The 24,721-nt window shown below is 65.1% G+C and carries 20 protein-coding genes; 10 read left to right on the top strand and 10 right to left on the bottom strand.

The window, feature by feature from the left end; genetic code table 11:
* The 4 genes from ACI6S0_RS03555 to ACI6S0_RS03540 form a co-directional block, all read right to left on the bottom strand.
* The gene (locus tag ACI6S0_RS03555) at positions 1-1,275 is read right to left on the bottom strand and encodes an MFS transporter (protein ID WP_434404959.1); all 1,275 of its coding nucleotides are present in this window, start codon (positions 1,273-1,275) and stop codon (positions 1-3) included.
* 138 nt (positions 1,276-1,413) lie between these two features.
* Entirely contained in the window at positions 1,414-2,625 is a 1,212-nt protein-coding gene (gene manD, locus ACI6S0_RS03550) for a D-mannonate dehydratase ManD (RefSeq protein ID WP_004211435.1), read from the bottom strand.
* A gap of 86 nt (positions 2,626-2,711) precedes the next feature.
* Entirely contained in the window at positions 2,712-5,090 is a 2,379-nt protein-coding gene (locus ACI6S0_RS03545; RefSeq protein ID WP_434404957.1) for a glycoside hydrolase family 3 N-terminal domain-containing protein, read from the bottom strand.
* Between the two features lie 3 nt (positions 5,091-5,093).
* On the bottom strand, positions 5,094-7,418 hold the full coding sequence (locus tag ACI6S0_RS03540) for a glycoside hydrolase family 3 N-terminal domain-containing protein (RefSeq protein WP_434405898.1): 2,325 nt from the start codon (positions 7,416-7,418) through the stop codon (positions 5,094-5,096).
* Positions 7,419-7,619: 201 nt separating this feature from the next.
* On the opposite strand from ACI6S0_RS03540, the gene ACI6S0_RS03535 reads away from it, so the two are divergent.
* Together ACI6S0_RS03535 and ACI6S0_RS03530 are read left to right on the top strand one after the other, a co-directional pair.
* Positions 7,620-9,779 carry an alpha-glucuronidase family glycosyl hydrolase gene (locus tag ACI6S0_RS03535; RefSeq protein WP_434404955.1) on the top strand — a complete coding sequence of 720 codons (2,160 nt, stop codon included), beginning with the start codon at positions 7,620-7,622 and terminating at the stop codon, positions 9,777-9,779.
* Positions 9,780-9,853: 74 nt separating this feature from the next.
* The gene (locus tag ACI6S0_RS03530) at positions 9,854-10,927 is read left to right on the top strand and encodes a LacI family DNA-binding transcriptional regulator (protein ID WP_017503410.1); all 1,074 of its coding nucleotides are present in this window, start codon (positions 9,854-9,856) and stop codon (positions 10,925-10,927) included.
* 856 nt (positions 10,928-11,783) lie between these two features.
* Here the strand turns inward: ACI6S0_RS03530 and purB are convergent.
* Complete coding sequence (purB, locus tag ACI6S0_RS03525; RefSeq protein ID WP_010337965.1) at positions 11,784-13,100, bottom strand: adenylosuccinate lyase; 1,317 nt, start codon at positions 13,098-13,100, stop codon at positions 11,784-11,786.
* A 287-nt stretch (positions 13,101-13,387) separates the two neighbouring features.
* Between purB and ACI6S0_RS03520 the strand changes: the two genes are divergently transcribed.
* Complete coding sequence (locus ACI6S0_RS03520; RefSeq protein WP_026109251.1) at positions 13,388-13,801, top strand: EF-hand domain-containing protein; 414 nt, start codon at positions 13,388-13,390, stop codon at positions 13,799-13,801.
* A 138-nt stretch (positions 13,802-13,939) separates the two neighbouring features.
* On the opposite strand, the gene ACI6S0_RS03515 is transcribed toward ACI6S0_RS03520, so the two are convergent.
* On the bottom strand, positions 13,940-14,125 hold the full coding sequence (locus tag ACI6S0_RS03515) for a hypothetical protein (RefSeq protein WP_004211421.1): 186 nt from the start codon (positions 14,123-14,125) through the stop codon (positions 13,940-13,942).
* Positions 14,126-14,348: 223 nt separating this feature from the next.
* Between ACI6S0_RS03515 and ACI6S0_RS03510 the strand changes: the two genes are divergently transcribed.
* The 7 genes from ACI6S0_RS03510 to pyrF all read left to right on the top strand — a co-directional run bounded on the left by ACI6S0_RS03510 (position 14,349) and on the right by pyrF (position 20,503).
* Entirely contained in the window at positions 14,349-15,497 is a 1,149-nt protein-coding gene (locus ACI6S0_RS03510; protein ID WP_010337963.1) for a fumarylacetoacetate hydrolase family protein, read from the top strand.
* Positions 15,494-16,252: an SDR family NAD(P)-dependent oxidoreductase gene (locus tag ACI6S0_RS03505; RefSeq protein ID WP_434404953.1), complete on the top strand. Its 759-nt coding sequence runs from the start codon at positions 15,494-15,496 to the stop codon at positions 16,250-16,252. The genes ACI6S0_RS03510 and ACI6S0_RS03505 overlap by 4 nt, the downstream gene beginning before the upstream one ends.
* A 1-nt stretch (position 16,253) precedes the next feature.
* Complete coding sequence (locus ACI6S0_RS03500; RefSeq protein WP_434404952.1) at positions 16,254-17,129, top strand: SMP-30/gluconolactonase/LRE family protein; 876 nt, start codon at positions 16,254-16,256, stop codon at positions 17,127-17,129.
* A gap of 29 nt (positions 17,130-17,158) precedes the next feature.
* The gene (locus ACI6S0_RS03495; protein WP_434404950.1) at positions 17,159-18,571 is read left to right on the top strand and encodes a sugar porter family MFS transporter; all 1,413 of its coding nucleotides are present in this window, start codon (positions 17,159-17,161) and stop codon (positions 18,569-18,571) included.
* 65 nt (positions 18,572-18,636) lie between these two features.
* On the top strand, positions 18,637-19,425 hold the full coding sequence (locus ACI6S0_RS03490) for an aldose 1-epimerase (protein WP_434405897.1): 789 nt from the start codon (positions 18,637-18,639) through the stop codon (positions 19,423-19,425).
* Between the two features lie 68 nt (positions 19,426-19,493).
* Positions 19,494-19,832 (top strand): lipopolysaccharide assembly protein LapA domain-containing protein, encoded by a 339-nt coding sequence (locus ACI6S0_RS03485; RefSeq protein WP_010337958.1) that lies wholly within the window; start codon positions 19,494-19,496, stop codon positions 19,830-19,832.
* Positions 19,829-20,503, top strand: a complete 675-nt coding sequence (gene pyrF, locus ACI6S0_RS03480; RefSeq protein WP_010337957.1) for an orotidine-5'-phosphate decarboxylase — start codon at positions 19,829-19,831, stop codon at positions 20,501-20,503. Before ACI6S0_RS03485 ends, pyrF begins: the two co-directional genes overlap by 4 nt.
* Before the next feature lie 57 nt (positions 20,504-20,560).
* Here pyrF and ACI6S0_RS03475 read toward each other — a convergent pair whose 3' ends face one another.
* The 4 genes from ACI6S0_RS03475 to ACI6S0_RS03460 all read right to left on the bottom strand — a co-directional run bounded on the left by ACI6S0_RS03475 (position 20,561) and on the right by ACI6S0_RS03460 (position 24,720).
* Positions 20,561-21,661: a glycoside hydrolase family 43 protein gene (locus ACI6S0_RS03475; protein WP_434404948.1), complete on the bottom strand. Its 1,101-nt coding sequence runs from the start codon at positions 21,659-21,661 to the stop codon at positions 20,561-20,563.
* Positions 21,662-21,867: 206 nt separating this feature from the next.
* A complete protein-coding gene (locus ACI6S0_RS03470; protein ID WP_026109254.1) occupies positions 21,868-22,290 on the bottom strand; it encodes an acyl-CoA thioesterase in 423 nt (140 codons plus the stop codon).
* A 204-nt stretch (positions 22,291-22,494) separates the two neighbouring features.
* Entirely contained in the window at positions 22,495-23,148 is a 654-nt protein-coding gene (locus ACI6S0_RS03465; RefSeq protein WP_004211411.1) for an outer membrane protein, read from the bottom strand.
* Between the two features lie 177 nt (positions 23,149-23,325).
* Positions 23,326-24,720 (bottom strand): L-serine ammonia-lyase, encoded by a 1,395-nt coding sequence (locus ACI6S0_RS03460; protein WP_434404947.1) that lies wholly within the window; start codon positions 24,718-24,720, stop codon positions 23,326-23,328.
* Position 24,721: the final 1 nt, after the last annotated feature.

Below are 24,721 nucleotides of genomic sequence, written 5' to 3'. Positions count from 1 at the left end.
TCAGGCAGCCTCTTGCGAGAGAGTCACGGGCGCATAGCGCGGGACGATAAGGTGCAGCACCAGCAGCGCCAGCAGATAGGCACAGGATGCGACGATGAAGATCGGCTGGAAGCTGCCGACGGTTTCCAGGATGATGCCGGCGAACTTGGCCATCAGCATGCCGCCGATAGCGCCGGCCAGCCCGCCAAGGCCGACCACCGACCCCGCCATCCAGCGCGGGAAAAGATCGCCCGGCAAGGCATAGACATTGGCCGAGAAGCCCTGATGCCCGGCGCAGGCGAGGCCGATCAGGCCGACCGCAATCCACATATTGGGCGCCTGCGCGGCAAAGGCGATCGGCAGGGCGCAAAGCCCGGCACAGAACATCGCCGTCTTGCGGGCGCGGTTGATGGCCATGCCCCGGCCCATCAGCCGCGACGACAGCCAGCCACCGGCGACCGAGCCGACATCGGCGAGCAGATAGACGGCGATCAGCGGCGGACCGAAGTCCAGCATCTTCACGCCATATTGCTTGTTGAAGAAATCGGGCAGCCAGAAGAGGAAGGTCCACCAGACCGGATCGATCAGGAAGCGCGAAGTCATATAGGCCCAGGTCTGGCGATAGCGGAACAGGGTGCGCCACTTGACCGGACGGGCCGGTTCCTGCGGGTCCGCCTCGATCCAGGCCAGTTCCTCGGCGCTCAGCCCCTTCTTCTCGCGCGGGCGGCGGTAGAAGCCCAGCCAGGCGGCAAGCCAGAAGACCGTCAGCAGGCCGGTGAGGATGAAGGCCCAGCGCCAGCCCAGGGTCACGGCGATGACCGGGACGATCAGCGGCGTCAGGATCGCGCCGACATTGGAGCCGGCATTGAAGATGCCGATGGCGAAGGCGCGTTCCTTCTTGGGGAACCATTCATTGGTGGCGGCGATCGCCGCCGGGAAGGTCCCCGCCTCGCCGATCGCCAGCGGGATGCGGGCGAACAGCATGCCGGCGGTCGAGGTGAAGAAGATGTGCATGACATGGCCGGCCGTCCACAGGCCCACCGCCAGCGCATAGCCGGCCCGCGCGCCGATCCGGTCGATCAGCCGGCCAAAGGCGACATAGGCGATGCCATAGCCAGCCTGGAACCAGATGGCGAGATCGGCATAGCCGCTCTCGCTCCAGCCATAGCGGGCCTGCAGATCGGGCTTGAGCGTCGGCAGGACGAGCCGGTCGATATAGCTCAGCACCACCGCCGCAAAGAGCAGGCCGCAGACGATCCAGCGGATCTTTCCGGACGGTTTGGGAATCGTGGTCATTGGCCACTCCGACAATGTTTCGTCATTCCCGCGAAAGCGGGAATCCACCTCCGGACCTCGCGATTGGGGCTATGGCAGGAGATGGATCCCCGCTTTCGCGGGGATGACGGCGTGGAGTGGCCAAAGCAGGTCAAGCGATCACCAGTTGAACATGGTGCCGTCTTCGAGCCGGTTCACCGGCAGGAAGGCGCGATTATATTCATATTTGGCGGCCAGTTCCTCGTCGATGTCGACGCCCAGGCCCGGCTTGTCGCCCGGATGCATCGCGCCGTTTTCGAACGTGTAAGCATGGGGGAAGACGGCGTCGGTCTCGGGCGTGTGGCGCATATATTCCTGCACCCCGAAATTGGGCACCGACAGGTCGAAGTGGAGCGCGGCGGCCATGCAGACCGGCGACAGGTCGGTCGCGCCGTGGCAGCCGGTGCGGACCTGATAGAGATCGGCCAGGTTCGCGATCTTGCGCAGATGGCTGATGCCGCCGGCATGGACCACGGTGGCGCGGATATAGTCGATCAACTGGTTCTGGATCAATTCGCGGCAATCATGGATCGAGTTGAAGATCTCGCCCACCGCCAGCGGCGTGGTGGTGTGCTGGCGGATCAGCTTGAACGCGTCCTGATTTTCAGCCGGCGTCGCATCTTCCAGCCAGAAGGGCCGATATTGTTCCAGATCCTTGCCCAGACGCCCGGCCTCGATCGGGGTCAGGCGATGATGGATGTCGTGCAGCAGATGCACGTCCCAGCCCAGCGCCTCGCGCGCGGCCTTGAACAGTTCAGGGACGATGCGCAGATATTTGCTGGTGTTCCAGACATTTTCGGTCGGCAGGTCGGCGTCGGCGGGTTCGTAGAAATATTTGTCCTTCGACACGCCATAGGTCGACGCCATGCCGGGGACGCCGCACTGGATGCGGATCGCCTTGTAGCCCTGCGCCTGATATTCCAGCGCGACCTTGACCGTATCCTCGATCGTCGTGCCATTGGCATGGCCATAGACCATGACGCTTTCACGGCTGGCACCGCCAAGCAGCTGATAGACCGGCAGGCCGGCAATCTTGCCCTTGATATCCCACAGCGCGGTATCGACGGCGGCGATGGCCGACATCGTCACCGGGCCGCGACGCCAATAGGCGCCCTTGTAGAGATATTGCCAGATATCCTCGATCTGATGCGCGTCCCGGCCGATCAGGCAGGGAATGACATGGTCCTGCAGATAGGAGGCGACGGACAGTTCGCGGCCATTGAGGGTCGCATCGCCCAAACCATAGACGCCCTCTTCGGTCTCGATCTTGAGGGTGACGAAATTGCGGCCAGGGCAGGTGACGATGACCTTGGCGCCGGTAATCTTGGGCATGGATGCTCCCCTAAAACTGGTATGACCAATCATGGCCATAGGCGATAATCAATTTGCCTTCAACGATATTGGTCAGGCCAATACCATCAGGCGATTTCCAATATAACCGTCTGAAGCGTGGCGCTGTCCGGCCCGACCATGATGTCGAACAGGCCGGGTTCCACCACTTCGCGCATGTCGAGATTCCACAGCGCGAAGGCTTCCGGGCCGATGGTCAGGCGCACGGTGCGGCTTTCGCCCGGCGCCAGCGCGATCCGCTCAAAGCCCTTCAGTTCCTTGAGCGGGCGGGTGACCGAGGCGGTCTGGTCATGGACATAGAGCTGCACCACCTCTTCGCCCGCGACAGTGCCGACATTGCGGACATCGACCTCCACCGTCACGTCGCCGCCCACGCCGATGCGGCTGGCCGACAGGCGCGGCGGGCCGAAGGCGAATTTCGTGTAGCTGAGGCCGAAGCCGAACGGGAAAAGCGGGCTGGCGTCGGCGAAGAGATAGCCGCGCCGCGAGGATGGCTTGCGATTGTAGAAGATCGGGATCTGGCCCGCGTCGCGCGCGACGGTGACGGGCAGCTTGGCACCCGGATTGACGTCGCCGAACAATATGTCGGCCATGGCCGTGCCGCCCTCCTGCCCCGGATACCAGCATTCAAGCAGCGCATTGGCGCCATCGACCACGGCGGGATAGCTGGGCGGGCGACCGTTGATGGCGCACACCACCACCGGCTTTCCGGTCGCCTTCATCGCGGCGAACAGGTCATTCTGTTCACCGACCAGATCGAGGCTGGTGCGATCGCCCAGATGGTTCTTGGCAAAGCCTTCGCGGCTAGTCTGTTCGGTGTCGCCGATGGCGAGCAGGATGATGTCGGCGGTCTTCGCAACCTCGACCGCTTCGGCGATCAGCTGGCGGTTCTTCGCCGGATCGGCCAGCAGCACTTCGTCCACCGAGCGATCCTCGCTCTGGGTGATGAAGACGCCCTGGGCATGGACGATGTCCGCCCGGTTGCCGAGCTTCGCCCTGATGCCATCGAGCAGCGAAACCGCCTGGCGCGGGATCGAGGAATAGCCGCCCAGCCGCGCGATCGCGGCATTGGGGCCGATCACCGCGACCTTGCGATGCGCGCCGGGTTTCAGCGGCAGGACGCCGTCATTCTTGAGCAGAACGATCGACTTGTGCGCCGCCTTGAGCGCCAGCGCGCGCGCCTCCGCATTGCCGGTGAGCGCATCATAATCGGCGCGCGGCCAGGGATTTTCGAACAGGCCCGCGCGGAACTTGAGCGTCAACATGCGCGTGCAGGCGAGGTTGACGGCCTCAAGGGGCACTTTTCCGGCGCGGACCTGTTCGACGAGCGTGCGATAGGCCAGGCCATCGGGCAGCTCGCAATCGACCCCGGCGCGGAGCGCGGCACGGGCCGTCGCCTCCAGGTCGGGCTGGACATGGTGGATGGTGTCGAGTTCGGGGACGGCGCCATAGTCGCTGACCACGGCGCCATCAAAATGCCATTCGCCACGCAGGATATCGCCAAGCAGCCACTTGTTCTGGTGGCTGGGGACACCGTCAATCTCGTTATAGCTGGGCATGACGGCAGCGATGCCGGTGCGCTTGACCACCTGACGGAAGGGCGGGAAGAAATTCTCGCGCAGTTCGCGCTCGCTGATCGGCGCGGGCGCGATATTCTCGCCAGCCTGCGGCTGGCCATGGCCGGTCATATGCTTGAGCGTGGCCATGACCTTGTCCGGGCCGATCTGCTTGCCCTCCCCCTGCAGGCCCAGCACGGCGGCGACGCCCATCTCGCCGCAGAGATAGGGATCCTCGCCAAAAGTCTCCTCAATCCGGCCCCAGCGCGGGTCGCGGGCGATGTCGACCACCGGCGAAAGGGCAAGATGGACGCCGCGCGCGCGGACTTCCCGAGCGATAACCGACTGGACATCGGTCATCAGCTGGCGGTCGAAACTGCCGGCAAGGCCGATCGCCATCGGGAACATGGTGGCGTCGGTCGCCATGTAGCCGTGGAGCGATTCCTCGTGGAAGAGGATCGGGATGCCGAGGCGGGTGTCCTCCACCGCCCATTTCTGGACGGCATTGATGAAGGCGACGGTATCGGCCGGGGTGCGCCAGCGCGCACCGACGCCGCCGGCCTGGGTCGATCCATTGGGCGCGCCGCGCCGGTCGGACGGGCGGGTGATCTGGCCGAAGCTCGCCGGATAGGCCTTGCTCGCCTTGGCCGGCGAGAAGGTGAGATCCTCCATGATGTCGGCCTTGGTCGCCCAGAGCGCGATGATCTGGCCGACCTTTTCCTCCAGGGTCATGCGGCCGAGCAGGTCGCGTACGCGCAGGTCGATGGGGGCGGTCGCATCCTTGTAGAGCGGGCCGCCCTTCCCCTTCGCCGCCAGCGGGGCGGCGGCGAGCGCGGAGGTGGAGGCGAGCAGACCAAGGGCCTGGCGGCGGGCGAAGCGGGTCGTCATCATGGCTTATTGCACCGTCAGGGTGGTGGACTGGAGCGCGACCGAACTGTTGCCGGTCATGATCTCGAAATCGCCGGGTTCGACGACACGGTGCATCTGGTCGTTCCACATTTGCAGCGCTTCGGGGCCGACGGTGAAGGTGACGGTGCGGCTCTCGCCGGGTTTGAGCGTGACGCGCTGGAAGCCCTTCAGCTCCTTGACCGGGCGGGTGACCGAGCTGACCTTGTCGCGGATATAGAGCTGGACGACCTCGTCCCCTTCCCGCGCGCCGGTGTTGCGGACATCGACCGAGACGCTGGTCTTGCCGCCGGTGCCGATCCTGGTCGCTGACAGGCGCGGCGCCGACAGGCTGAAGCTGGTGTAGCTGAGGCCGAAGCCGAAGGGATAGAGCGGGTCGGTGGTGTCGAACAGATAGCCGCGCCGGGCCGAGGGCTTCATATTGTAGAAGAGCGGCAACTGGCCGGCCGAACGCGGCACGGTGACGGGCAGCTTGCCACCCGGATTGACGTCGCCGAACAGGATGTCGGCCACGGCATTGCCGCCCTGCTCGCCCAGATACCAGCCTTCGAGGATGGCGTTGGCCTGTTCGCTGGCCTTCACCGTGGAGGCGGGACGGCCGTTGATGAGGACAACGGTGATCGGCTTGCCTAAGGCTTTCAGCGCATCGAACAGCTCCTGCTGCTCGCCGACCAGGTCGAGGCTGGGGCGGTCGCCCAGATGATTGTCGGCCCAGCCTTCACGGCTCGACTGTTCGGTGTCGCCCAAGGTCAGGATGATGCGGTCGACATTGCGCGCCGCCTCGACCGCCTGCGCGATCAGCTTGCGATTTTCGGCCGGATCCGACTTGGTGACGCTGTCGGCCCACCAGTCGTCATCCTCGGTGATCTTCACGCCCTGAGCGAAGACGATGTTCGCCTTGGTGCCGACCCGCGCCTTGACCCCTTCGAGGATCGAGACGCTGTGCGGCGGCTGACCATAATAGCCGCCCAGCCGCGCCACCGCCGCGCTGGGGCCGATCACCGCGATCGTGCCTTCGGGCTTCAGCGGCAGCATGCCGTCATTCTTGAGCAGGGTGATGGAACGCTGGGCCGCGGTGCGGGCGAGCGCGCGGGCCTCTTCATTATTAGTGATAGCGGCCGCCGCATTGGCGTCGGCATAGGGATTCTCGAACAGGCCGGCGCGGAACTTCAGCTCCAGCATGCGGCGCACGGCGAGATCGACCTTCGCCTCGCTGACCTTGCCCTCACGCACCAGCTTGCCGAGCGTGGCGTAGGACAGGCCTTCGGGCAGGTCCGCGTCGACGCCGGCATCGAGCGCGCGCATCGCCGCCTCTTCCAGATTGGCGGCGATATGGTGGATGCTCATCAGCTGATCGACGGCCGAATAATCGGAGACGACGGCGCCGCGAAAGCCCCACTCTTCCCGCAGGATATTTTCCAGCAGCCAGCGATTGGCGTGGCTGGGCACGCCATCAATCTCGTTATAGCTGGCCATCACCGCCTCGATGCCGGTGCGCTTCACTACCTGCTCGAAGGGCGGGAAGAAATTCTCGCGCAGTTCGCGTTCCGACACCGGCGCCGGGCCGATATTGGTGCCGCTTTCCGGCTGGCCATGGCCGGTCAGATGCTTGAGCGTGGCGAAGACATGATTGGGCTGGAGCATGCGCGAACGGCCAACGCCCTGCAGCCCCTCCACCGCAGCAACGCCCATTTCGCCGACCAGATAGGGATCCTCGCCATAGGTTTCCTCGATCCGGCCCCAGCGCGGGTCGCGAGCAATGTCGACCACAGGCGAGAGCACCATCGGCACGCCGCGCGCGCGGATTTCTCGGGCGATCACCTGATTGACCTGGCGCAGCATGGCCGGATCCCAGCTCGACGCCATGGCGATCGACTGGGGGAAGCTGGTCGCGCCAACGGCGGCATAGCCGTGCAGCCCTTCTTCATGGAACAGGATCGGGATGCCGAGCCGGGTCTGCGTCATCGCCCATTTCTGCAGGCCGTTGACCAGCGCCACGGTGCGGCGCGGATCGCGGCCGGGCACGACGCGCGGGCTGAAACTGCCGCGGCCGTCCGACGGACGGGTGAAATGGCCGATGCCGTTGGGGAAGGTCGGGCCGAGCTTGCCGGGGTCCAGTTCGCCCTGCGCGTCCAGCAGCTTCACCTTGTCGGTCCAGACGGTGGTGATCTGGGCGATCTTTTCATCCAGCGTCATGCGCGCCAGCAGATCATCGACGCGCGCCTCGATCGGTGCGGACGCATCCTTGTAGAGCGGGCGGGCCGACTGGCCGGTTGCGGGCGCAGCCGTAACGGGCGTGAGCGGCGCCGCCATCACCAGCGACAGCGCTGATGCTGCGCACAAAAACTGAACTGACCGGATCACGACGCCCCTCTCCAATTTTGTCGCGGCTTTCCTTTTTGCTTGCCGCCGATCAACTGATAGCGTTACCATCACAACCCAAGAGCTGCTTGTCAATGCCACCGTTGGCAATGCACCAAAAAATTGCCTGCGGGCCAAGGGGGAGAGGACCGAATGTTTGCGCGCCTGTTTTGCTGGATCATGGCCAGTATCTTGCTAATTGGCGCCCTTTTGATCGGCGCGCCGCGCGCCTGGGCCGAGGATGGCTATGATCTGTGGCTGCGCAATGCGCCGGCCGATGCCGCCACTGCCCAGCGGATCGGGGCCAGCGCGCGCGGCATTGTCGGTGCTGACACCCCCACCCTGGCGATCGCCCGACAGGAATTGCAGCGCGGCATAGCCGGGCTGACCGGCGCCACCGTGCCCCTGACAGCAACAGTGCAGCAAGGTGCGATCCTGCTGCAATCGGCCGCGCAGCAGGACAAGCCATCGGTGCCGACCGACGGCCTGGGCGCGGACGGCTATGCGATTCGCACCATGACGGTCGCGGGCAAGCCGGTGACCGTGATCGCCGGCGCGACCGATGTCGGCGTGCTGCACGGCGCCTATGCCTGGCTGCGCCTTGCCCGCACCGGCGCGGCGCTCGACCGGATCGATATGCGCAGCGCGCCGCGCATCGGCCTGCGCCTGCTCAACCATTGGGACAATCTGGATGGCACGGTGGAGCGCGGCTATGCCGGCCAGTCGATCTGGGACTGGTGGCGCCTGCCCGATTATAAGGGGCCACGCTATACCGACTATGCCCGCGCCAATGCCTCGCTGGGCATCAACGGCACGGTGCTCAATAATGTGAACGCCAAGTCGGACAGCCTGACCGCCGCCTATATCGCCAAGGCGGCGGCGCTGGCCGACCTGTTCCGCCCCTATGGCATCAAGGTCTATCTGTCGGTCAAATGGACCGCGCCGATGGAACTGGATGGCCTCAAAAGCGCCGATCCGCTCGATCCGGCAGTTGCCGCCTGGTGGAAGGCCAAGGCCGACGAAATCTACAAGGCGATCCCCGATTTCGGCGGATTCCTGGTGAAGGCGAACAGCGAGGGCCAGCCCGGCCCGCAGGATTACAAGCGCACCCATGCCGACGGCGCCAACATGCTGGCGGCCGCGGTCAAGCCGCATGGCGGCATCGTGATGTGGCGCGCCTTCGTCTATGCCCATGACAATCCCGACGATCGCGCCAAGCAGGCCTATAGCGACTTCAAGCCGCTCGACGGCCAGTTTGCCGACAATGTCATCGTCCAGGTGAAGAATGGCGCGATCGACTTCCAGCCGCGCGAACCCTTCCACCCGCTGTTCGGCGCGATGCCCAAGACGCCGCTGATGATGGAATTCCAGATCACCAAGGAATATCTGGGCCAGTCGACCCACCTTACCTATCTGGGCACGCTGTTCGAGGAGACGTTGAAGAGCAACACGCTGGCCAAAGGCAAGGGATCGACCGTCGCCAAGGTGATCGACGGATCGCTGGAAGGCCACAAGCTGACCGGCATTGCCGGGGTCGCCAATATCGGCGTCGACCGCGACTGGAGCGGGTCGATCTTCAACCAGGCGGACTGGTATGCGTTCGGCCGCATGGCGTGGGACACCGACCTGACCGCCGAGGCTGTCGCGCGCGAATGGGCGGCGCAGACCTTCTCCCCCGATCCCAGGGTGGTTGCGCCGATCGTCGCGATGATGATGGGATCGCGCGAGGCGGCGGTCGACTATATGACGCCGCTGGGCCTGGCGCATATCATGGGCACCGGCCATCATTATGGCCCCGCCCCCTGGGTGTCCGAACTGGCACGCCCCGAATGGAACCCGGTCTATTATCACAAGGCCGACAGGCAGGGCATCGGCTTTGACCGGACCAGGACGGGCAGCAATGCCACCGGCCAATATGCGCCGGCGCTGGCGAAGCTGCTCGACAATCCGAAGACCACGCCGGAGCGCGAGTTGCTGTGGTTCCATCACCTGCCCTGGGACTATCGCTTGGCTTCGGGCGAGACGCTGTGGGACGGCCTCATCCACCATTATGACCGGGGCGTCGAAACGGTCGCGGCGATGCAGCGGGACTGGGCCAAGCTGAAGCCCCAGGTCGATGCCGAGCGCTTCGCCCAGGTCGAGACCTTTCTGGCGATCCAGCATCGCGAAGCGATATGGTGGCGCGACGCCTGCATCGCCTATTTCCAGTCGGTGTCCGGCCGCCCCCTGCCCGCCGGCAGCGCGGCGCCCGCCCATCCGCTCGACTGGTACAAGGCGCTGAGCTTCCCCTATGCGCCGGGCCACCCGAAATGAGATTTTACTTAAGCTTGCGCAATGATCCCGCTAGCAGAGAGGTTTAGTCCCATGTCGAAGGCCCCGAAAAACTGATGGAAGCCAGAAGTTCCCGCCGCCAGCGCAACGCGCCCACCATCAACGATGTGGCGAAACATGCCGGCGTGTCGCCGATGACGGTGTCGCGGGTGATCAATGGCGAACAGGTGGTGCGGGCGGCAACCAAGGAGAAGGTGGAGGCGGCGATCGCTGCGCTCAACTACTCCCCCAGCGCCGCCGCGCGCAGCCTGGCGGGTGGCGACGAGACGCGGATCGGCCTGCTCTATTCCAACCCGTCGGCATCCTATCTGTCGGAATTCCTGGTCGGCAGCCTCGACCAGTCGAGCCGCGCCGGCATCGACCTGGTCGTCGAGAAATGGGACGAGCAGACCGCGATCAAGGCGGTGGTCGACCATCTGGTGCGCGGCCGGATCGACGGCGTCGTGCTGCCGCCGCCGCTGTGCGACCATGAAGCGATGATCGATGCCCTGCGCGAGGCGGGCATCCCCGCCGTCGTGGTGGCGACCGGCCATGCGCCCGCCAGCCTGGCCGCGGTCAGCATCGACGACCGGGGCGCGGCCTATGAAATGACCCGGCACCTGATTGGCCTTGGCCATAACCGCATCGGCTTCATCAAGGGGCATCCGAACCTGAGCGCGAGCGAGGAACGGTATCAGGGCTATATCCGCGCGCTGGGCGAAGCCGGCATCGCGCTGGACGATGCGCTGGTGGAACAGGGTTTCTTCACCTACCGATCCGGCCTGGACGCGGCCGAGCATATATTGGCGCGGGACAATCCGCCGACCGCCATCTTCGCCAGCAATGACGACATGGCCGCCGCGACGGTGGCGATCGCCCATCGCAACGGGCTGGACGTGCCGGGCGACCTTACCGTCTGCGGCTTCGACGATACCTCGCTCGCCACCACCATCTGGCCGGAACTGACCACCATCCGACAGCCGATCAGCGCCATGTCGCGGGCGGCGGTCGACCTGCTGGTGCGCCACATCAAGGGCCGCCGCGCCCAGAGCGAGGATGGCCCGCCGCACATGCTGCTGGACTATGAACTGGTCCGTCGCCAGTCCGACGCGGCGCCGCGGCTGCGCCCCAAGCACAAGGGCCGAAAATAGGATCGGCCGCGCTTAACTTCGCATATTTCCTGCACATCCTGACATTTTCGTGCGCGAGTTGGAAATCTTCGTGCGAGGATGGAGGGTGCGCGGACGATGGGAAAGAGCCTTGGCCCGGTGTAGCAGGGTGTGCGGGGTGTAGGACAGGTTTGGGTGGAAACAAGACATTCCTCCCCGTCACGGGGAGGGGGACCGCTCGCGTAGCGAGTGGTGGAGGGGCACAGGCCGGATAGCGCAGCGCTAATAGGCACCTGCCCCTCCGTCAGCGCTTCGCGCTGCCACCTCCCCGTGCCGGGGAGGAATGTCCGCTTCTGGTCGTGTCGCGCCGGGCAGCTTTTCCGGCCATAAGCGGACAGGCCGCTGCGGGGAGCGCTTTGTAGCGATCGGCTTTGTGGACAGCGATCGAGGGTGGGTTGCAGCCATCCCACCTACGTCATGCTGAACTTGTTTCAGCATCCATCAAGCCTAACAAGCCATTGGTCTATTGGGAGGAATGGACCCTGAAACAAGTTCAGGGTGACGATGATGGGATGGGCCGCTTCTGATCGCTTCCAGACCATCCTTCCCTGAAAGGGTAGGAATTTACAGCAGCAATTAGTCGGAGCCTGCCAATCACCATGGACGTCATCCTGACGAAAGTCAGGATCCATTCTGCGCTACGACGGATGGGGAGCGTTGAATGGATCCCGGATCAAGTCCGGGATGACGACGATGGTGAGGGCACCTCTTGGTCGCCAGCGGGCAAAACCCGTTATCGTCATGACTTCGCCATGCTCGCAAGGACGAAAAAGGGCGCCGGACCGGGTGGTCGGGCGCCCTTTTCTTTACTGTCGCGCGGTGCTGGCCGCGCGCGGGGTCAGGCTTCGCCGAAGACGCGGGCGAAGATGGTGTCGACCTGGCGGAAATGATAGTCGAGGTTGAACTTGTCCTCGATTTCCTGCGCGCTCAATGCCTTGGCGACGTCTTCGTCGGCCTTGAGCAGTTCGAGCAGCGAGAGCTGGCCGTCGGATTCCCAGACCTTCATCGCGTTGCGCTGGACGTAGCGATAGCTGTCTTCGCGGCTGACGCCGGCTTGCGTCAGGGCCAGCAGCACGCGCTGCGAGTGGACGAGGCCGCCCATCTTGTCGAGATTCTTCATCATCCGCTCGGGGTAGACGAGCAGCTTGTCGATCACGCCGGTCAGGCGGCCCAGCGCGAAGTCGAGGGTGATGGTGGCGTCGGGGCCGATATAGCGCTCGACCGAGGAGTGCGAGATGTCGCGCTCATGCCACAGCGCCACATTTTCCATGGCGGGCAGCGCATAGCTGCGCACCATGCGGGCGAGGCCGGTGAGGTTTTCGGTGAGGACCGGGTTGCGCTTGTGCGGCATGGCCGACGAGCCCTTCTGGCCGGGCGAGAAATATTCCTCGGCCTCCAGCACTTCGGTGCGCTGCAGGTGGCGGACCTCGACGGCGAGGCGCTCGATCGAGCTGGCGATGACGCCCAGGGTCGCGAAGAACATGGCGTGGCGATCGCGCGGGATCACCTGGGTCGAGACCGGCTCGATCGCGAGGCCGAGCTTCTGCGCGACATGCTCCTCGACGCGCGGATCGATATTGGCGAAGGTGCCGACCGCGCCCGAAATGGCGCAGGTGGCGACTTCCTCGCGGGCCGCGATCAGGCGGGTCTTGCAGCGCGAAAATTCGGCATAGGCTTCCGCCATCTTGAGGCCGAAGGTGACCGGTTCGGCATGGATGCCGTGGCTGCGGCCGATGGTCGGCGTCAGCTTATGCTCGAAGGCGCGGCGCTTGATGACGTCGAGCAGCTTGTCGAGATCCTCGATCAGCAGGTCGGCGGCGCGCGTCAACTGCACGGCCAGGCAGGTGTCGAGCACGTCGGAGCTGGTCATGCCCTGGTGCATGAAGCGGGCTTCGTCGCCCACCTGTTCGGCGACCCAGGTCAGGAAGGCGATGACGTCATGCTTGGTGACGGCTTCGATCGCGTCGATCGCGGGCACGTCGATCGCGGGGTTGGTGGCCCACCAGTCCCACAGCGCCTTGGCGGCGGACGGCGGGACGACGCCCAGTTCGCCCAGCTTCTCGGTCGCGTGCGCCTCGATCTCGAACCAGATCTTGAAGCGGGCTTCCGGCTCCCAGAGGGCGGTCATTGCGGGACGGGAATAGCGGGGGACCATGGGCGAATCCTGCGGCTGGAGGGTGGATATTGCCGCGCCGCCTAGCAGCCCGCGCCCCTTGGGGCAATTGAGGAGGCTCCCCTGCCCCGCGCGCGCCTCATCCGGCCGCAATTATCCAAGCAAAGACAGTCGAACCGAAGCATTTCATAAGTCCAAATGCGTAGATGAACCGATGTTCAGGAACTTTTCCTAGTCTTCATGTATTATGTGATGGCAATTAAGGCATGAAGCCAAAGCAGGCGCCCAATGCAGGCCCTGCGCGTTTCAATGATATAAAGGATGTCGCCATGATCCGCACCTTGCTTCTGACGAGCGCCATGCTGGTCGCAGCGCCCGCATTGGCGCAGCAGGCTGCGCCGGCCGATCCGGCAGCGCAGGCCGCACAGCCAGCCGCGCCCGCGAGCCCGGCCGAACCGCAGGCCGCGCAGCCGGCAAACCCGGCCAATTCGGTCGCCGCGATCGTCGAGTCGGAATTCCCGGCCTATGACACGAACAAGGACGGACAGCTGGACCAGGGCGAGTTTTCGCGCTGGATGGTGGCCCTCAAGGATCAGGAGATGAAGGCCACTGGCAAGACGCTGCCGCCGGCCGAAGTCACTGCCTGGGCCAGCGGCGCCTTCACCACTGCCGATGCCGACAAGAGCATATCGGTCAGCAAGCCCGAACTGATCAGCTATCTGAGCGGCAGCGCGGGCGCATAAACATTTCCCTTCCCGTCACGAAGGCAGGGAAAATACAGAACCCCAAGCGGGTCGCACCGGGGCGGCATGTCACAGAACATGCCGCCTCCTTTTTTTTATGGCGGATGGCCGCGGGGCCGGGAACAGGCCCCGACCGGCTCAGCGACGCTTCTTGGTATAGAGCAGGGCGGCGACGATCGCGGCCGAGCCGATGCCCACGGCAGTGCCCATCCACACGGCCTTTCCGGCAGACTTGCGCGCCGCATCGGCGAGATCGGGGGCATTATCCTCGGGCTGGAGGGCTTCTGCGCCGGCGTCCGGCACGCTCTCTTGGTTCTTCTTCATAGTCCCCCTTCTATGCCGCAGCCCGGCGGGACTGAAAAGGGCTGACGTAGCGGCAAGGCCGGAAATTCGCCGTGCCATGCGCACGCCATGACGCCTGGCCCGCACCCAGCAAAGCCCCGACGCCCCGTCGCTGCGAGCGATTTTCATCAGGGGGTCTTGACTTGCACCGCCCTTCCATGTTGGTAGCGCTATCAATCAACAACCAGGTGCATAGGAGAAGATGATGCCGGGGGATACCGCCTTGCTTGACTGTCTGCCGCATGACTGGCGGACCGGGCTTTTCTTGGGCCGCATCCAGACGAACGCGGGCCCGAGCCCGATCCTGGTGTCGCAGGGCATCGTGTACGACATGAGCGCGATTGCGCCGACCAGCGCCCAGCTGGTCGAGAAGCTGCCCTTCGTCGCCGCCACCGATGGCGAGAAGATCGGCGATCTGGACGCGATCGAGGCGGCGCTGCTGAGCCCGGTCGACCTGCAATGCGTCAAGGCCTGTGGCGTGACCTTTGCCCTTTCGGCGCTGGAGCGCGTGATCGAGGAACGGGCGCGCGGCGACGCCGGCGCTGCCGCCGAAATCCGTGGCCGCCTGGAAGAGCGGGTGGGCGGATCGATCCGCGCCGTGGTGCCGGGCACCGAGGAAGCCGCAGCGCTGAAGGCCGCGCTGATCGAGGACGGCCTGTGGTCGCAATATCTGGAAGTCGCGATCGGCCCGGACGCGGAAGTCTTCACCAAGGCGCCGGTGCTGGCGACGGTCGGCCCGATGGCGGAAATCGGCATCCGGTCCGATTCCACCTGGAACAATCCCGAGCCTGAAGTCGTGCTGCTGGTCAATGCCGATGGCCAGGCCGTAGGCGCGACGCTGGGCAATGACGTCAACCTGCGCGATTTCGAAGGGCGCTCCGCCCTGCTGCTGGGCAAGGCGAAGGACAATAATGCGTCCTGCTCGCTCGGCCCGCTCGTTCGCCTGTTCGACGGCGACTTCACCATCGACGATGTGCGCAATGCCGAAGTCGGCCTGACCATCGAGGGGCCGGAAGGCTATATGCTCGAAGGCACGAGCCGGATGGACCAGATCAGCCGCGATCCGCTGGAACTGGTGCGCCAGACCCTGTCGGAACATCAATATCCCGATGGCTTCGCGCTGTTCCTGGGCACGCTGTTCGCGCCCGTGCAGGACCGTGACGAGGAAGGCCGCGGCTTTACGCACAAGGTCGGTGACATCGTTGCCATCTCCACCCCGCGCCTGGGCAAGCTGATCAACCCGGTGGTGACGTCGAAGGACGCCGCACCCTGGACCTTTGGCCTGACCGCGCTGATGACCAATCTTGCCGGGCGCGGTCTGCTCTCGGCCGTCGACCAGAAAGAAACTGCATGAGCCGCGCCATCTACCCGAGCCTGAAGGGCAAGCGGGTCTTCATCAGCGGCGGCGGCAGCGGCATCGGCGAAGGGCTGGTCGAAGCCTATGCGATGCAGGGCGCGCATGTCGCCTTCTGCGACATCGCCATCCCCGAGAGCGAGGCGCTGGCCGCACGGCTGAGCGGCTGTGCCTTCACCCCGATCTTCCACGCCTGCGACCTGCGCGACATCGACGCGCTGCAGGCGATGATGGCGCGGGTCGAGGCGGAACTGGGCGGGATCGACATCCTGATCAACAACGCTGCCAATGACGATCGCCATGCGATCGAGGACGTGACCCAGGCCTATTGGGACGAGCGGATGGCGGTCAACCTGCGCCACCAGTTCTTCGCGGCGCAGGCGGCGATCCCGGCGATGAAGCGTGCGGAGGGCGGCGTGATCCTGAACTTCGGTTCGATCAGCTGGCACCTGGCCCTGCCCGACCTCATCCTCTACCAGACCGCCAAGGCGGCGATCGAGGGGCTGACGCGCAGCCTGGCCCGCGACCTTGGCCGCGACAATATCCGCGTCAACACCATCATTCCGGGCAATGTGAAGACGTTGCGCCAGGAAAAATGGTACACGCCCGAAGGCGAGGCCGAGATCGTCGCGGCCCAGTGCCTGGACGGCCGCATCCTGCCGGTCGACGTCGCCGCGCTGGCCATGTTCCTGTCGTCGGACGATGCGCGCTATTGCACCGGCCATGACTATTTCATCGACGCCGGCTGGCGCTGAGATGCGCGACGCCGCACCGCGCAGCGTCCTGTCGGTCGGGGCGATGCTGGGCGAAGGGCCGATCTGGGTCGAGCGCGAGGCGGCCTTGTGGTTCGTCGACATCAAGGGCCATGCGATCCACCGCTTCGACCCGGCGCTGGACGTGTCCAAGAGCTGGACCACGCCGGGCCAGGTCGGCTGGATCGTGCCGACCGACGACGGGCTGTTCGCGGTCGGCCTGCAATCGGGCGTGCATCGCTTCGATCCCAGGAGCGGCGCCTTCACCCTGCTCCACGCGCCCGAGGCGCATCGGCCGGGCAACCGGCTGAACGACGCCACGGTAGCGCCCGGCGGTGCCCTGTGGTTCGGGTCGATGGACGATGCCGAGGCAGAGGAAAGCGGCCGTTTCTATCGGCTGCATCGCGGCGACCTGGTCGAGAGCGGGCTGGCCGCCGTGTCGATCACCAACGGCCCTGCCCTCTCGCCCGACGGACGCATCCTCTATCATACCGACACGCTGGGCCGCGCCATCTGGCAATGCCCGGTCGATGCTGATGGCGTCGCCGGCGCCGCCACCCTGTTCACGCGGATCGAGGATGGCGCGGGCTATCCCGATGGCCCCACGGTCGATGCCGAAGGCTGTCTGTGGACCGGGCTGTTCGGCGGATGGGCGGTGCGCCGCTATGACCCGGCCGGGCGGCTGATGCGGGAAATCCGCTTCCCCGTCGCCAACATCACCAAGATCGCCTTTGGCGGCCCGGACCTGATGACGGCCTATGCCACGACGGCGCGCAAGGGACTGGATGTGACAGCGTTGACAGAACAGCCCCTGGCGGGCGATCTGTTCGCCTTCGACGCCGGCGTCGCGGGGCTGCCGGGCCATGTCGCCACGATATAGAAGAAATAGAGAGCTGGAAGGACAAGCAGATGAGTGAGGGGAGCGCCGGGAAGGTCAATATGGCCTTCATCGCAGCGATCGTGGCCGTCGCCACGATCGGCGGTTTCATGTTCGGTTATGATTCGGGCGTCATCAACGGCACCCAGAAGGGGCTGGAAGCCGCCTTCGACCTGGGCAAGCTGGGCATCGGCGTCAATGTCGGCGCGATCCTGGTCGGGTCGTCGATCGGCGCGTTCGGCGCAGGTCGCATGGCCGACATCATCGGCCGTCGCGGCGTGATGATGCTGGCGGCGATCCTGTTCCTGGTGAGCGCGCTGCTGGCCGGGGCCGCCGGCTCCTCCGCCATCTTCATCATCGCCCGCATCATCGGCGGTCTGGGCGTGGGCGCGGCGAGCGTGATCTCGCCGGTCTATATTTCCGAAGTCACCCCCGCCTCGATCCGCGGCCGGCTGTCGAGCGTGCAGCAGGTGATGATCATTTCCGGCCTCACCGGCGCGTTCGTCGCCAATTTCGTGCTGGCCCGCTATGCCGGCGGTTCGACCGCGCCCTTGTGGCTCGACTTCCCGGCCTGGCGCTGGATGTTCTGGCTGCAGGCGATCCCGGCCGCCATCTATTTCCTGGCGCTGCTGGTGATCCCGGAAAGCCCCCGCTATCTGGTCGCGCGCGGCCAGGACGAGCGCGCCCGCGCGGTCCTGACCAAGCTGTTCGGGGCCGAGGAAGCCAATCGCAAGGTCGGCGAGATCCGCGCCAGCCTGGCCGCCGATCATCACCGCCCCAAGCTGAGTGACCTGATCGACAAGGCCAGCGGCAAGGTGCGCCCGATCGTGTGGGCCGGCATTGGCCTGGCCGTGTTCCAGCAGCTGGTCGGCATCAACGTGGTCTTCTATTATGGCGCCACCCTGTGGGAAGCCGTCGGCTTTTCCGAGGATAATGCGCTGCAGATCAACATCCTGTCGGGCGTGCTGTCGATCGGCGCGTGCCTGGGCACGATCATGCTGGTCGACAAGATCGGCCGCAAGCCGCTGCTGCTGATCGGCTCGGCCGGCATGGCGGTGACGCTGGCGATCGTTGCCTATGCCTTCTCCACCGCCGTCACCGGCGCGGATGGCGGCGTGGTGCTGCCGGGCCATAATGGCCTGATGGCGCTGATCGCGGCGAACCTCTACGTGATCTTCTTCAACCTCAGCTGGGGTCCGATCATGTGGGTGATGCTGGGCGAGATGTTCCCCAACCAGATCCGTGGTTCGGGCCTGGCCGTCGCCGGCTTTGCCCAGTGGATCGCCAATGCGGCGATCTCGGTCAGCTTCCCCTCGCTCGCCGTGTCGCCGGGCCTGGTCGTGACCTATACCGGCTATGCCCTGTTTGCCGCCATTTCCTTCTTCTTCGTGCGCAGCATGGTTCATGAGACCAAGGGCCGCGAGCTTGAGGACATGGTCGGCTGAGCAAGATCGTCACCCTGAAGGCGGGCGCGCTCAGCTGCGCGCTCGCCCCGGATATCGGCGGATCGATCCTGTCCTTCGATCGCGACGGCGTGGCGCTGCTGCGCCGCGCGCCGCAGGACAGCCTTGATCCGCTGGACATGGCCAGCTTCCCGCTGGTGCCCTATGCCAACCGCATCGCCCATGGGCGCTATAGCGTGGACGGGCAAAGCTATCAGTTGCCGCTCAATTTCGGCGACCATCCCCACAGCATCCATGGCTTTGGCTGGCAGCGGCCCTGGCAGGTGCTGGAGCAGTCGGGCCATGACGTCAGGCTGGAACAGACGCATGACAGCGATGCGGGCTGGCCCTGGGCCTGGCGCGCGCAGCAGCATGTCCGCCTGAGCGAGGATGCGCTGGAAGTCACGCTGCTGGTGCAGAATCTGGGCGACAGCCCGATGCCCTGCGGCCTTGGCTTCCATCCCTATTTCGCGCTGGACGCGGACACGATGCTGCGCTTCCACGCCGACACGCTCTGGCTCTCCTCCCCCGACATGCTGCCCGAACGGGAAGTGCCGGCCGATGCGCTGGGCGACTGGTCGCAGGGTGCGCGCGTGACCGGCGACAGCCTGATCGACAATGTCCATGGCGGCTGGGACCATGTGGCGGTGGTCGATCGCGGCGACGGCATCCGCCTGACACTGAGCGCGCAGGGTGCGGACTGGCTGCATGTCTTCCGCCCACCCGCCGGCGACTTCTTCTGCCTGGAGCCGGTCAGCCATATGCCGGACGCGATCAACCGGGCCGAGGGCATGGCGATGCTGGCGCCGGGCGCCACGCAAAGTCTGTCGATGATGGTCGCCGTCCGCGAAATCTGAACAGGCGCTTTCGCCTTTCGCCAAAATCGCCTAGGCTGACCGCCCTATCAGCAGCGAGAGGATCGCCGATGCAATTTCTGCGGACTGCCTTCTGGGTCGTCATCGCCGTCGCCCTCGCCTTCTTCTGCATGGCGAACTATGTCCCCGTGACCGTGCGCCTGTGGGGCGACATGGTGATGGAAACCAAATTGCCGGTGCTTCTGATCGGCGCATTCCTGCTGGGCGCCATGCCCTTCTGGATCATGGCCCGCGCGACGCGCTGGCGCATGAAGCGCCGCCTGGAGAGCACCGAGCGCGCGCTGGTCGCCGCGACCGCTTCCGCCGCGCCGGCCACGCCTGCGACGGTGACAACCCCGATCTTGCCCGACGCCACGCCGTCGCCCCTTACCCCTACAGGACAAGCATGAGCAGCCCGATCTATGTCGCCATCGACACGCCCGACCTTGCCAAGGCCCAGCATCTGGCCGGGCAGGTCCGCAACCATGTCGGCGGGCTGAAGCTGGGGCTGGAGTTCTTCTGCGCCAATGGCCATCATGGCGTGCATGAGATGATGAAGTTCGGCCTGCCGATCTTCCTCGACCTCAAGCTGCACGACATTCCCAATACGGTGGCCAAGGCGGTGCAGGCGCTGCACGGGCTGGAGCCGGCGGTGCTGACGGTCCATGCCGCCGGCGGCCGGGCGATGCTGGAGGACGCCAAGGCGGCGGCCGGCACCAAGACCAAGGTGGTGGCGGTGACGGTGCTCACCAGCCTCGACAATGGCGACCTTAACGACATCGGCGTCAATGGCGCGGCCGAGGAGCAGGTGACGCGGCTCGCCGAACTGGCGCGCGACGCCGGCCTCGATGGCATCGTCTGTTCCGGCGAGGAGGTCGCGCTGGTCAAGAAAATCTGGCCCGACGGCTATTTCGTCGTGCCCGGCGTGCGCCCGGCGGGCGGCGCCATGGGCGACCAGAAGCGCGCCGTGACCCCGCGCGAGGCACTGGACCGGGGCGCGTCGATGCTGGTGATCGGCCGCCCGATCAGCCAGGCCGAAGATCCCGACCAGGCGGCGCGCGCGATCGAAGCGACGCTGTAGGGATGGCGGATCGCACCGGCGGCGCTGCGCCGATCCGGTGCGATCCTCCCCTGCCCCCTATTTCTGGAAAAACGTCTTCAGCCGCTCCGCTTCCGCCGGGGTGATCGGGATGACGGCACCGTGCTTGGGCTGGGTGAAGTTGGTGGCCTTCATCGGCGATCCCGGCGCGTTGAAATGGCCGATGTCGCGGAAATGGACGAAATCCTCCGTCTCCGAAAAGCCCATATTGTTGACCGGCTTGGCGCCGAACACATCATACATCAGCACATAGGTGTCGGTGCCGTGGCGCCGCCACAGATTGGGCGCTTCGGTGCCGACCGTTTCCGGGTCGATCTTGGCCGGATCGAAGACATAGCCGCCATCCATGCGCGATGAGGTCGCCTGACGCAGATGGCCGGGCTTGTCATGGGCGACATAAAAGAGGCGGTAGCGATCGCCGACCCTGGTGATGTCGCCGTCGATCGTGCCGATGCCGGGCTTGGGATAGGTGAACAGGTCGCGCGGTTCGCTGGTCAGCGTGGTGAAGGCGTCGTTCGCATAGGCATAGACCATATGGTCGGTCTCCTTGCCGTTGCGGGTGCTGAAATAGACCATGATCTTGCGCTTGTCGGGATCGTAGATCATTTCCGGCGCCCAGGCGGTGCCGGCATTGGCGGTCGACTTGAACAATTGATCTATGGTCACGGACGCGAGCGTCCAATGGGTGAGATCATAGGATTTCATGAAGATCATCGAGCGGTTATTGCCCCAGCCATAGCTGTCGGTCGGCCGCTGCCAGTCGGTATCGCGCAACCCTTCGCGCCTGGCGAAAATATGCAGGTCGGTCATGGCGAGGTAGAAGGCATTGTCGGGACCGCGCATGATGTAGGGGTCGCGGATGCCCTTCTGTTCGGCGACGTCGCGGCCATTGAGGACCGGCGCACCGTCATTGACGTCGGTGAAGCTGTAGCCGTCCGCCGAGGTCGCGAAATGCAGCGAGTGGGTCTCATCCTTGAAATAGACGAGGAGATAGGACGTCCGGGCGCTGGCCTCGTCCTTCGCTTCCGGCTTGGCCTTGGCGATGCGCTTGACGATGTCGAGTTGGCGCGGCGGCGTGGCGGGGGCCGCGATCGCCATGGTGGCGCTGCCCAGCAGCAGGCCAAACCCCAGATATCTCATTCCCGACTGCCACCGCATCAACGCCCTCTCCCTCATCCATCGGGCGAGCGCATGATGATCGACAGACGCGCTTCGCCGACAGGGCCGCAGCGGAGGGCGCGCTTCGCCGCCCCGTCACCGGCCCCTTATTTGTCGGACTAATGCAAACATCCGGGCAAGGGTCAAGCGCGTTCCCACGCTGCAACCATGCCATTCACATAATGGGATCAGTCGGCGGTGGTGCCGCTGTCGTCGGGCGCGAAGAAATGCTGCATCACTTCGCGGGCAATGCGGGCCGGGCGCAGGGTGGAGGCATCGACGCAGCACCAGCTCGACTTGACCTCGGCCAGCACTTCCTCGCCACGGCGGATCACCGTTTCGTAGAAGGCACGGGCGCCCTGCACCTTTTCGAGGAGGACGGTGGCGATCACCTCATCATCCAGGAAGGTGGGCTTGCGATAGGTGATCTCATGCTTGAGCGCGACCCAGAGATGCTGGGCCACCGCCTCGGCCGGGGCGAGCGCGCGCCAATGGTCGAGCACGGCATCCTGCACCCACTTCAGATAGCTGGCATTGTTGACATGACCCATGAAGTCGATGTCGTCGGGCTGGATGCCAACCGGGTACAGGTGGGGAATCGCGTTACTCACAAGTGTGTAAGTAACACCCCCGCAGGACGGCTGATAGAGGCTAAGGGCGGATGCTGCAAAAAAGGGGCCGATCGGTGACCGGCCCCCTTTCCGTATCGTCTTAGAAGCGCGCTGCGTTCAATCCGACGCGGATCGCGCGCTCTAAGTTTTTGTTGTCGCATCGTTTTAAGCGCAAAACCGGTTCCCACTTTTGCGCACGATGCTTTAGAAGCGCCAGCCGACCGAGGCGACGACCTGATGGCGGTCGGTGTCGACGTCGAATTCGCTGCTGGTCGAGCCGTCCATGAAGTCGATATGGGCGCTGTCATATTTGGAGTAGCGATATTCGATCTTGGCGAAGGTGTTGGCGTTGAGCGCCCGCTCCACGCCACCGCCGACGCGCCAGCCGTCCAGCTTGAACGAGGTGTCGGTGACCTGGTTGGTGTCGCCGGCCAGCACACCCAGCTTGGTGTTGGTGTAACCGCCCTTCACATAGATGAGGGTCGAGGGATCGGCGAGGATACCGGCGCGGGCACCGATATAGAGATCGCGGCCCTGCTTGACGCGGCCATAGCCGAACTGGTCGGTGAAGTCGTTGCGGCTGCTCTTGGCGGTGGAGTCGGTGAACTCGCCCTCGACGCCGACGACGGCGCCGCCGACATTCACGTCATAACCCGCGCCGACACCATAGAGCAGGCCGTCGATCTTCTGATCGTCGCTGCCATTGTCATTGTCGATCGAGCTGCCGGCCCCGGTATGGTCATAACCCAGAATCGCTTCGACACGCGGGCCGGTGAAGGTCGGGGTGGCATCCTGTGCGAGCGCCGGCGCGGCGACTGCACCACCGGCCAGCAAAGTGGCGACCATCAACTTACGCATAAACATCACTCCGTTGTCTTTCTCTTCCCCTTGGGGGTGAGACGCTCAAGCCGGAGCGGTCATATTTGTTTCATGAACCTCAGATAAACAGCTGATAATGTGGCATTAATGCCACGAAAGCCATTCAGTTCGGCGCGTTTCCGTGGGTCGGGAGCGACGAAATGAGGCGGCGTTCCTTCAGCATTCCACGACATTGACGGCCAGGCCGCCAAGCGATGTCTCCTTGTAGCGGCTGGCCATGTCCTCGCCGGTCTGGCGCATCGTCTCGATCACCGCGTCGAGGCTGACGATATGGCGGCCATCGCCCTGGAGGGCGAGATAGGCGGCGTTGATCGCCTTCACCGCGCCCATGGTGTTGCGTTCGATGCAGGGGATCTGGACGAGGCCGCCGATCGGATCGCAGGTAAGGCCCAGATTATGCTCCATGCCGATCTCGGCGGCATTTTCGACCTGGCTGTTGGTGCCGCCCAGCACGGCCGCCAAGCCCGCCGCTGCCATCGAGCAGGCGACGCCGACTTCGCCCTGACAGCCCATTTCGGCGGCCGAGATGGAGGCGCGCTTCTTGTAGAGGAAGCCCATGGCGGCGGTGGTAAGGAGGAAACGGCGCTCCCCTTCCCGATCGGCGCCAGGCACGAAGCGGCGATAATAATGAAGCACCGCCGGGATCACGCCGGCCGCGCCGTTGGTGGGTGCGGTGACGACCCGGCCGCCGGCGGCATTTTCCTCATTCACGGCGAGCGCGAACAGGCTGACCCATTCGAAGATCTGGGCGGGGCCGACGCTGGCGCCCTGCAACCGCAGCTTGTTGTGGATCGCCTTGGCGCGGCGGCGCACCTTGAGCCCGCCGGGCAGCAGGCCTTCTTCCTTGAGGCCGCGATCGATCGAGACGGACATGGCGTCGATCACGCTGTCGAGAAAAGCCTCGGTCTCGCCCTGGGCGCGCCAGGCGCCCTCGTTGCGGAGAACCAGCGTGGCGATGCTGAGGCCGGTCGCCTCCCCCTGCGCCAGCAGTTCGGCGCCGGACGAGAAGGGAAAGGGCTGGACCACATTATGGCCGAGCGGAATATCCGGGTCGGCGGGAATAGCGCCGGGCAGCACCGCGCCGCCGCCGATCGAATAATAATCGCGCACCAGCGGATCGTCCCGGCCCGGCAGCCAGGCAGTAAAGCGCATGCCGTTGCTGTGCGCCTCCAGAAATTCGCCCATGCGGAAGACAAGGTCGCGCGCTTCCTCGAACGGCACCCAGTCGAGATGGGCGCTGCCGGCGCGAATGCGGCCATCGTCGCGGATCGCCTGAAGAATGGCGGGGATTGCATCGGGATCGACATTTTCGGGGCTGTGGCCCGACAGGCCGAGCAGGATCGCGCTGTCGGTGGCATGGCCCCGGCCGGTCAGCGCCAGCGACCCGTAAAGTTCGCACTGCACCCGCACCGGACAGGTGGGCAGCGTATCCATGAACATCAGCGCGGCGCGCATCGGCCCGACCGTGTGCGAGCTGGACGGGCCGATGCCGATGGTGAACAGGTCCATCACGCTGATCGCGGCGGCGCTGTCGATGCGCGATTTGGTCACG

Source organism: Sphingobium sp. DN12 (genome assembly GCF_051058005.1).
GTDB lineage: Bacteria > Pseudomonadota > Alphaproteobacteria > Sphingomonadales > Sphingomonadaceae > Sphingobium > Sphingobium yanoikuyae.
This window is presented reverse-complemented; position numbering and strand designations above follow the sequence as displayed.

Bases quoted from the DNA above. Each gene is read 5' to 3' on its own strand.
- ACI6S0_RS03555 (WP_434404959.1), bottom strand. From the start codon at position 1,275: ATGACCACGATTCCCAAACCGTCCGGAAAGATCCGCTGGATCGTCTGC.
- manD (WP_004211435.1), bottom strand. From the start codon at position 2,625: ATGCCCAAGATTACCGGCGCCAAGGTCATCGTCACCTGCCCTGGCCGC.
- ACI6S0_RS03545 (WP_434404957.1), bottom strand. From the start codon at position 5,090: ATGATGACGACCCGCTTCGCCCGCCGCCAGGCCCTTGGTCTGCTCGCC.
- ACI6S0_RS03540 (WP_434405898.1), bottom strand. From the start codon at position 7,418: ATGGCGGCGCCGCTCACGCCCGTTACGGCTGCGCCCGCAACCGGCCAG.
- ACI6S0_RS03535 (WP_434404955.1), top strand. From the start codon at position 7,620: ATGTTTGCGCGCCTGTTTTGCTGGATCATGGCCAGTATCTTGCTAATT.
- ACI6S0_RS03530 (WP_017503410.1), top strand. From the start codon at position 9,854: ATGGAAGCCAGAAGTTCCCGCCGCCAGCGCAACGCGCCCACCATCAAC.
- purB (WP_010337965.1), bottom strand. From the start codon at position 13,100: ATGGTCCCCCGCTATTCCCGTCCCGCAATGACCGCCCTCTGGGAGCCG.
- ACI6S0_RS03520 (WP_026109251.1), top strand. From the start codon at position 13,388: ATGATCCGCACCTTGCTTCTGACGAGCGCCATGCTGGTCGCAGCGCCC.
- ACI6S0_RS03515 (WP_004211421.1), bottom strand. From the start codon at position 14,125: ATGAAGAAGAACCAAGAGAGCGTGCCGGACGCCGGCGCAGAAGCCCTC.
- ACI6S0_RS03510 (WP_010337963.1), top strand. From the start codon at position 14,349: ATGCCGGGGGATACCGCCTTGCTTGACTGTCTGCCGCATGACTGGCGG.
- ACI6S0_RS03505 (WP_434404953.1), top strand. From the start codon at position 15,494: ATGAGCCGCGCCATCTACCCGAGCCTGAAGGGCAAGCGGGTCTTCATC.
- ACI6S0_RS03500 (WP_434404952.1), top strand. From the start codon at position 16,254: ATGCGCGACGCCGCACCGCGCAGCGTCCTGTCGGTCGGGGCGATGCTG.
- ACI6S0_RS03495 (WP_434404950.1), top strand. From the start codon at position 17,159: ATGAGTGAGGGGAGCGCCGGGAAGGTCAATATGGCCTTCATCGCAGCG.
- ACI6S0_RS03485 (WP_010337958.1), top strand. From the start codon at position 19,494: ATGCAATTTCTGCGGACTGCCTTCTGGGTCGTCATCGCCGTCGCCCTC.
- pyrF (WP_010337957.1), top strand. From the start codon at position 19,829: ATGAGCAGCCCGATCTATGTCGCCATCGACACGCCCGACCTTGCCAAG.
- ACI6S0_RS03475 (WP_434404948.1), bottom strand. From the start codon at position 21,661: ATGAGATATCTGGGGTTTGGCCTGCTGCTGGGCAGCGCCACCATGGCG.
- ACI6S0_RS03465 (WP_004211411.1), bottom strand. From the start codon at position 23,148: ATGCGTAAGTTGATGGTCGCCACTTTGCTGGCCGGTGGTGCAGTCGCC.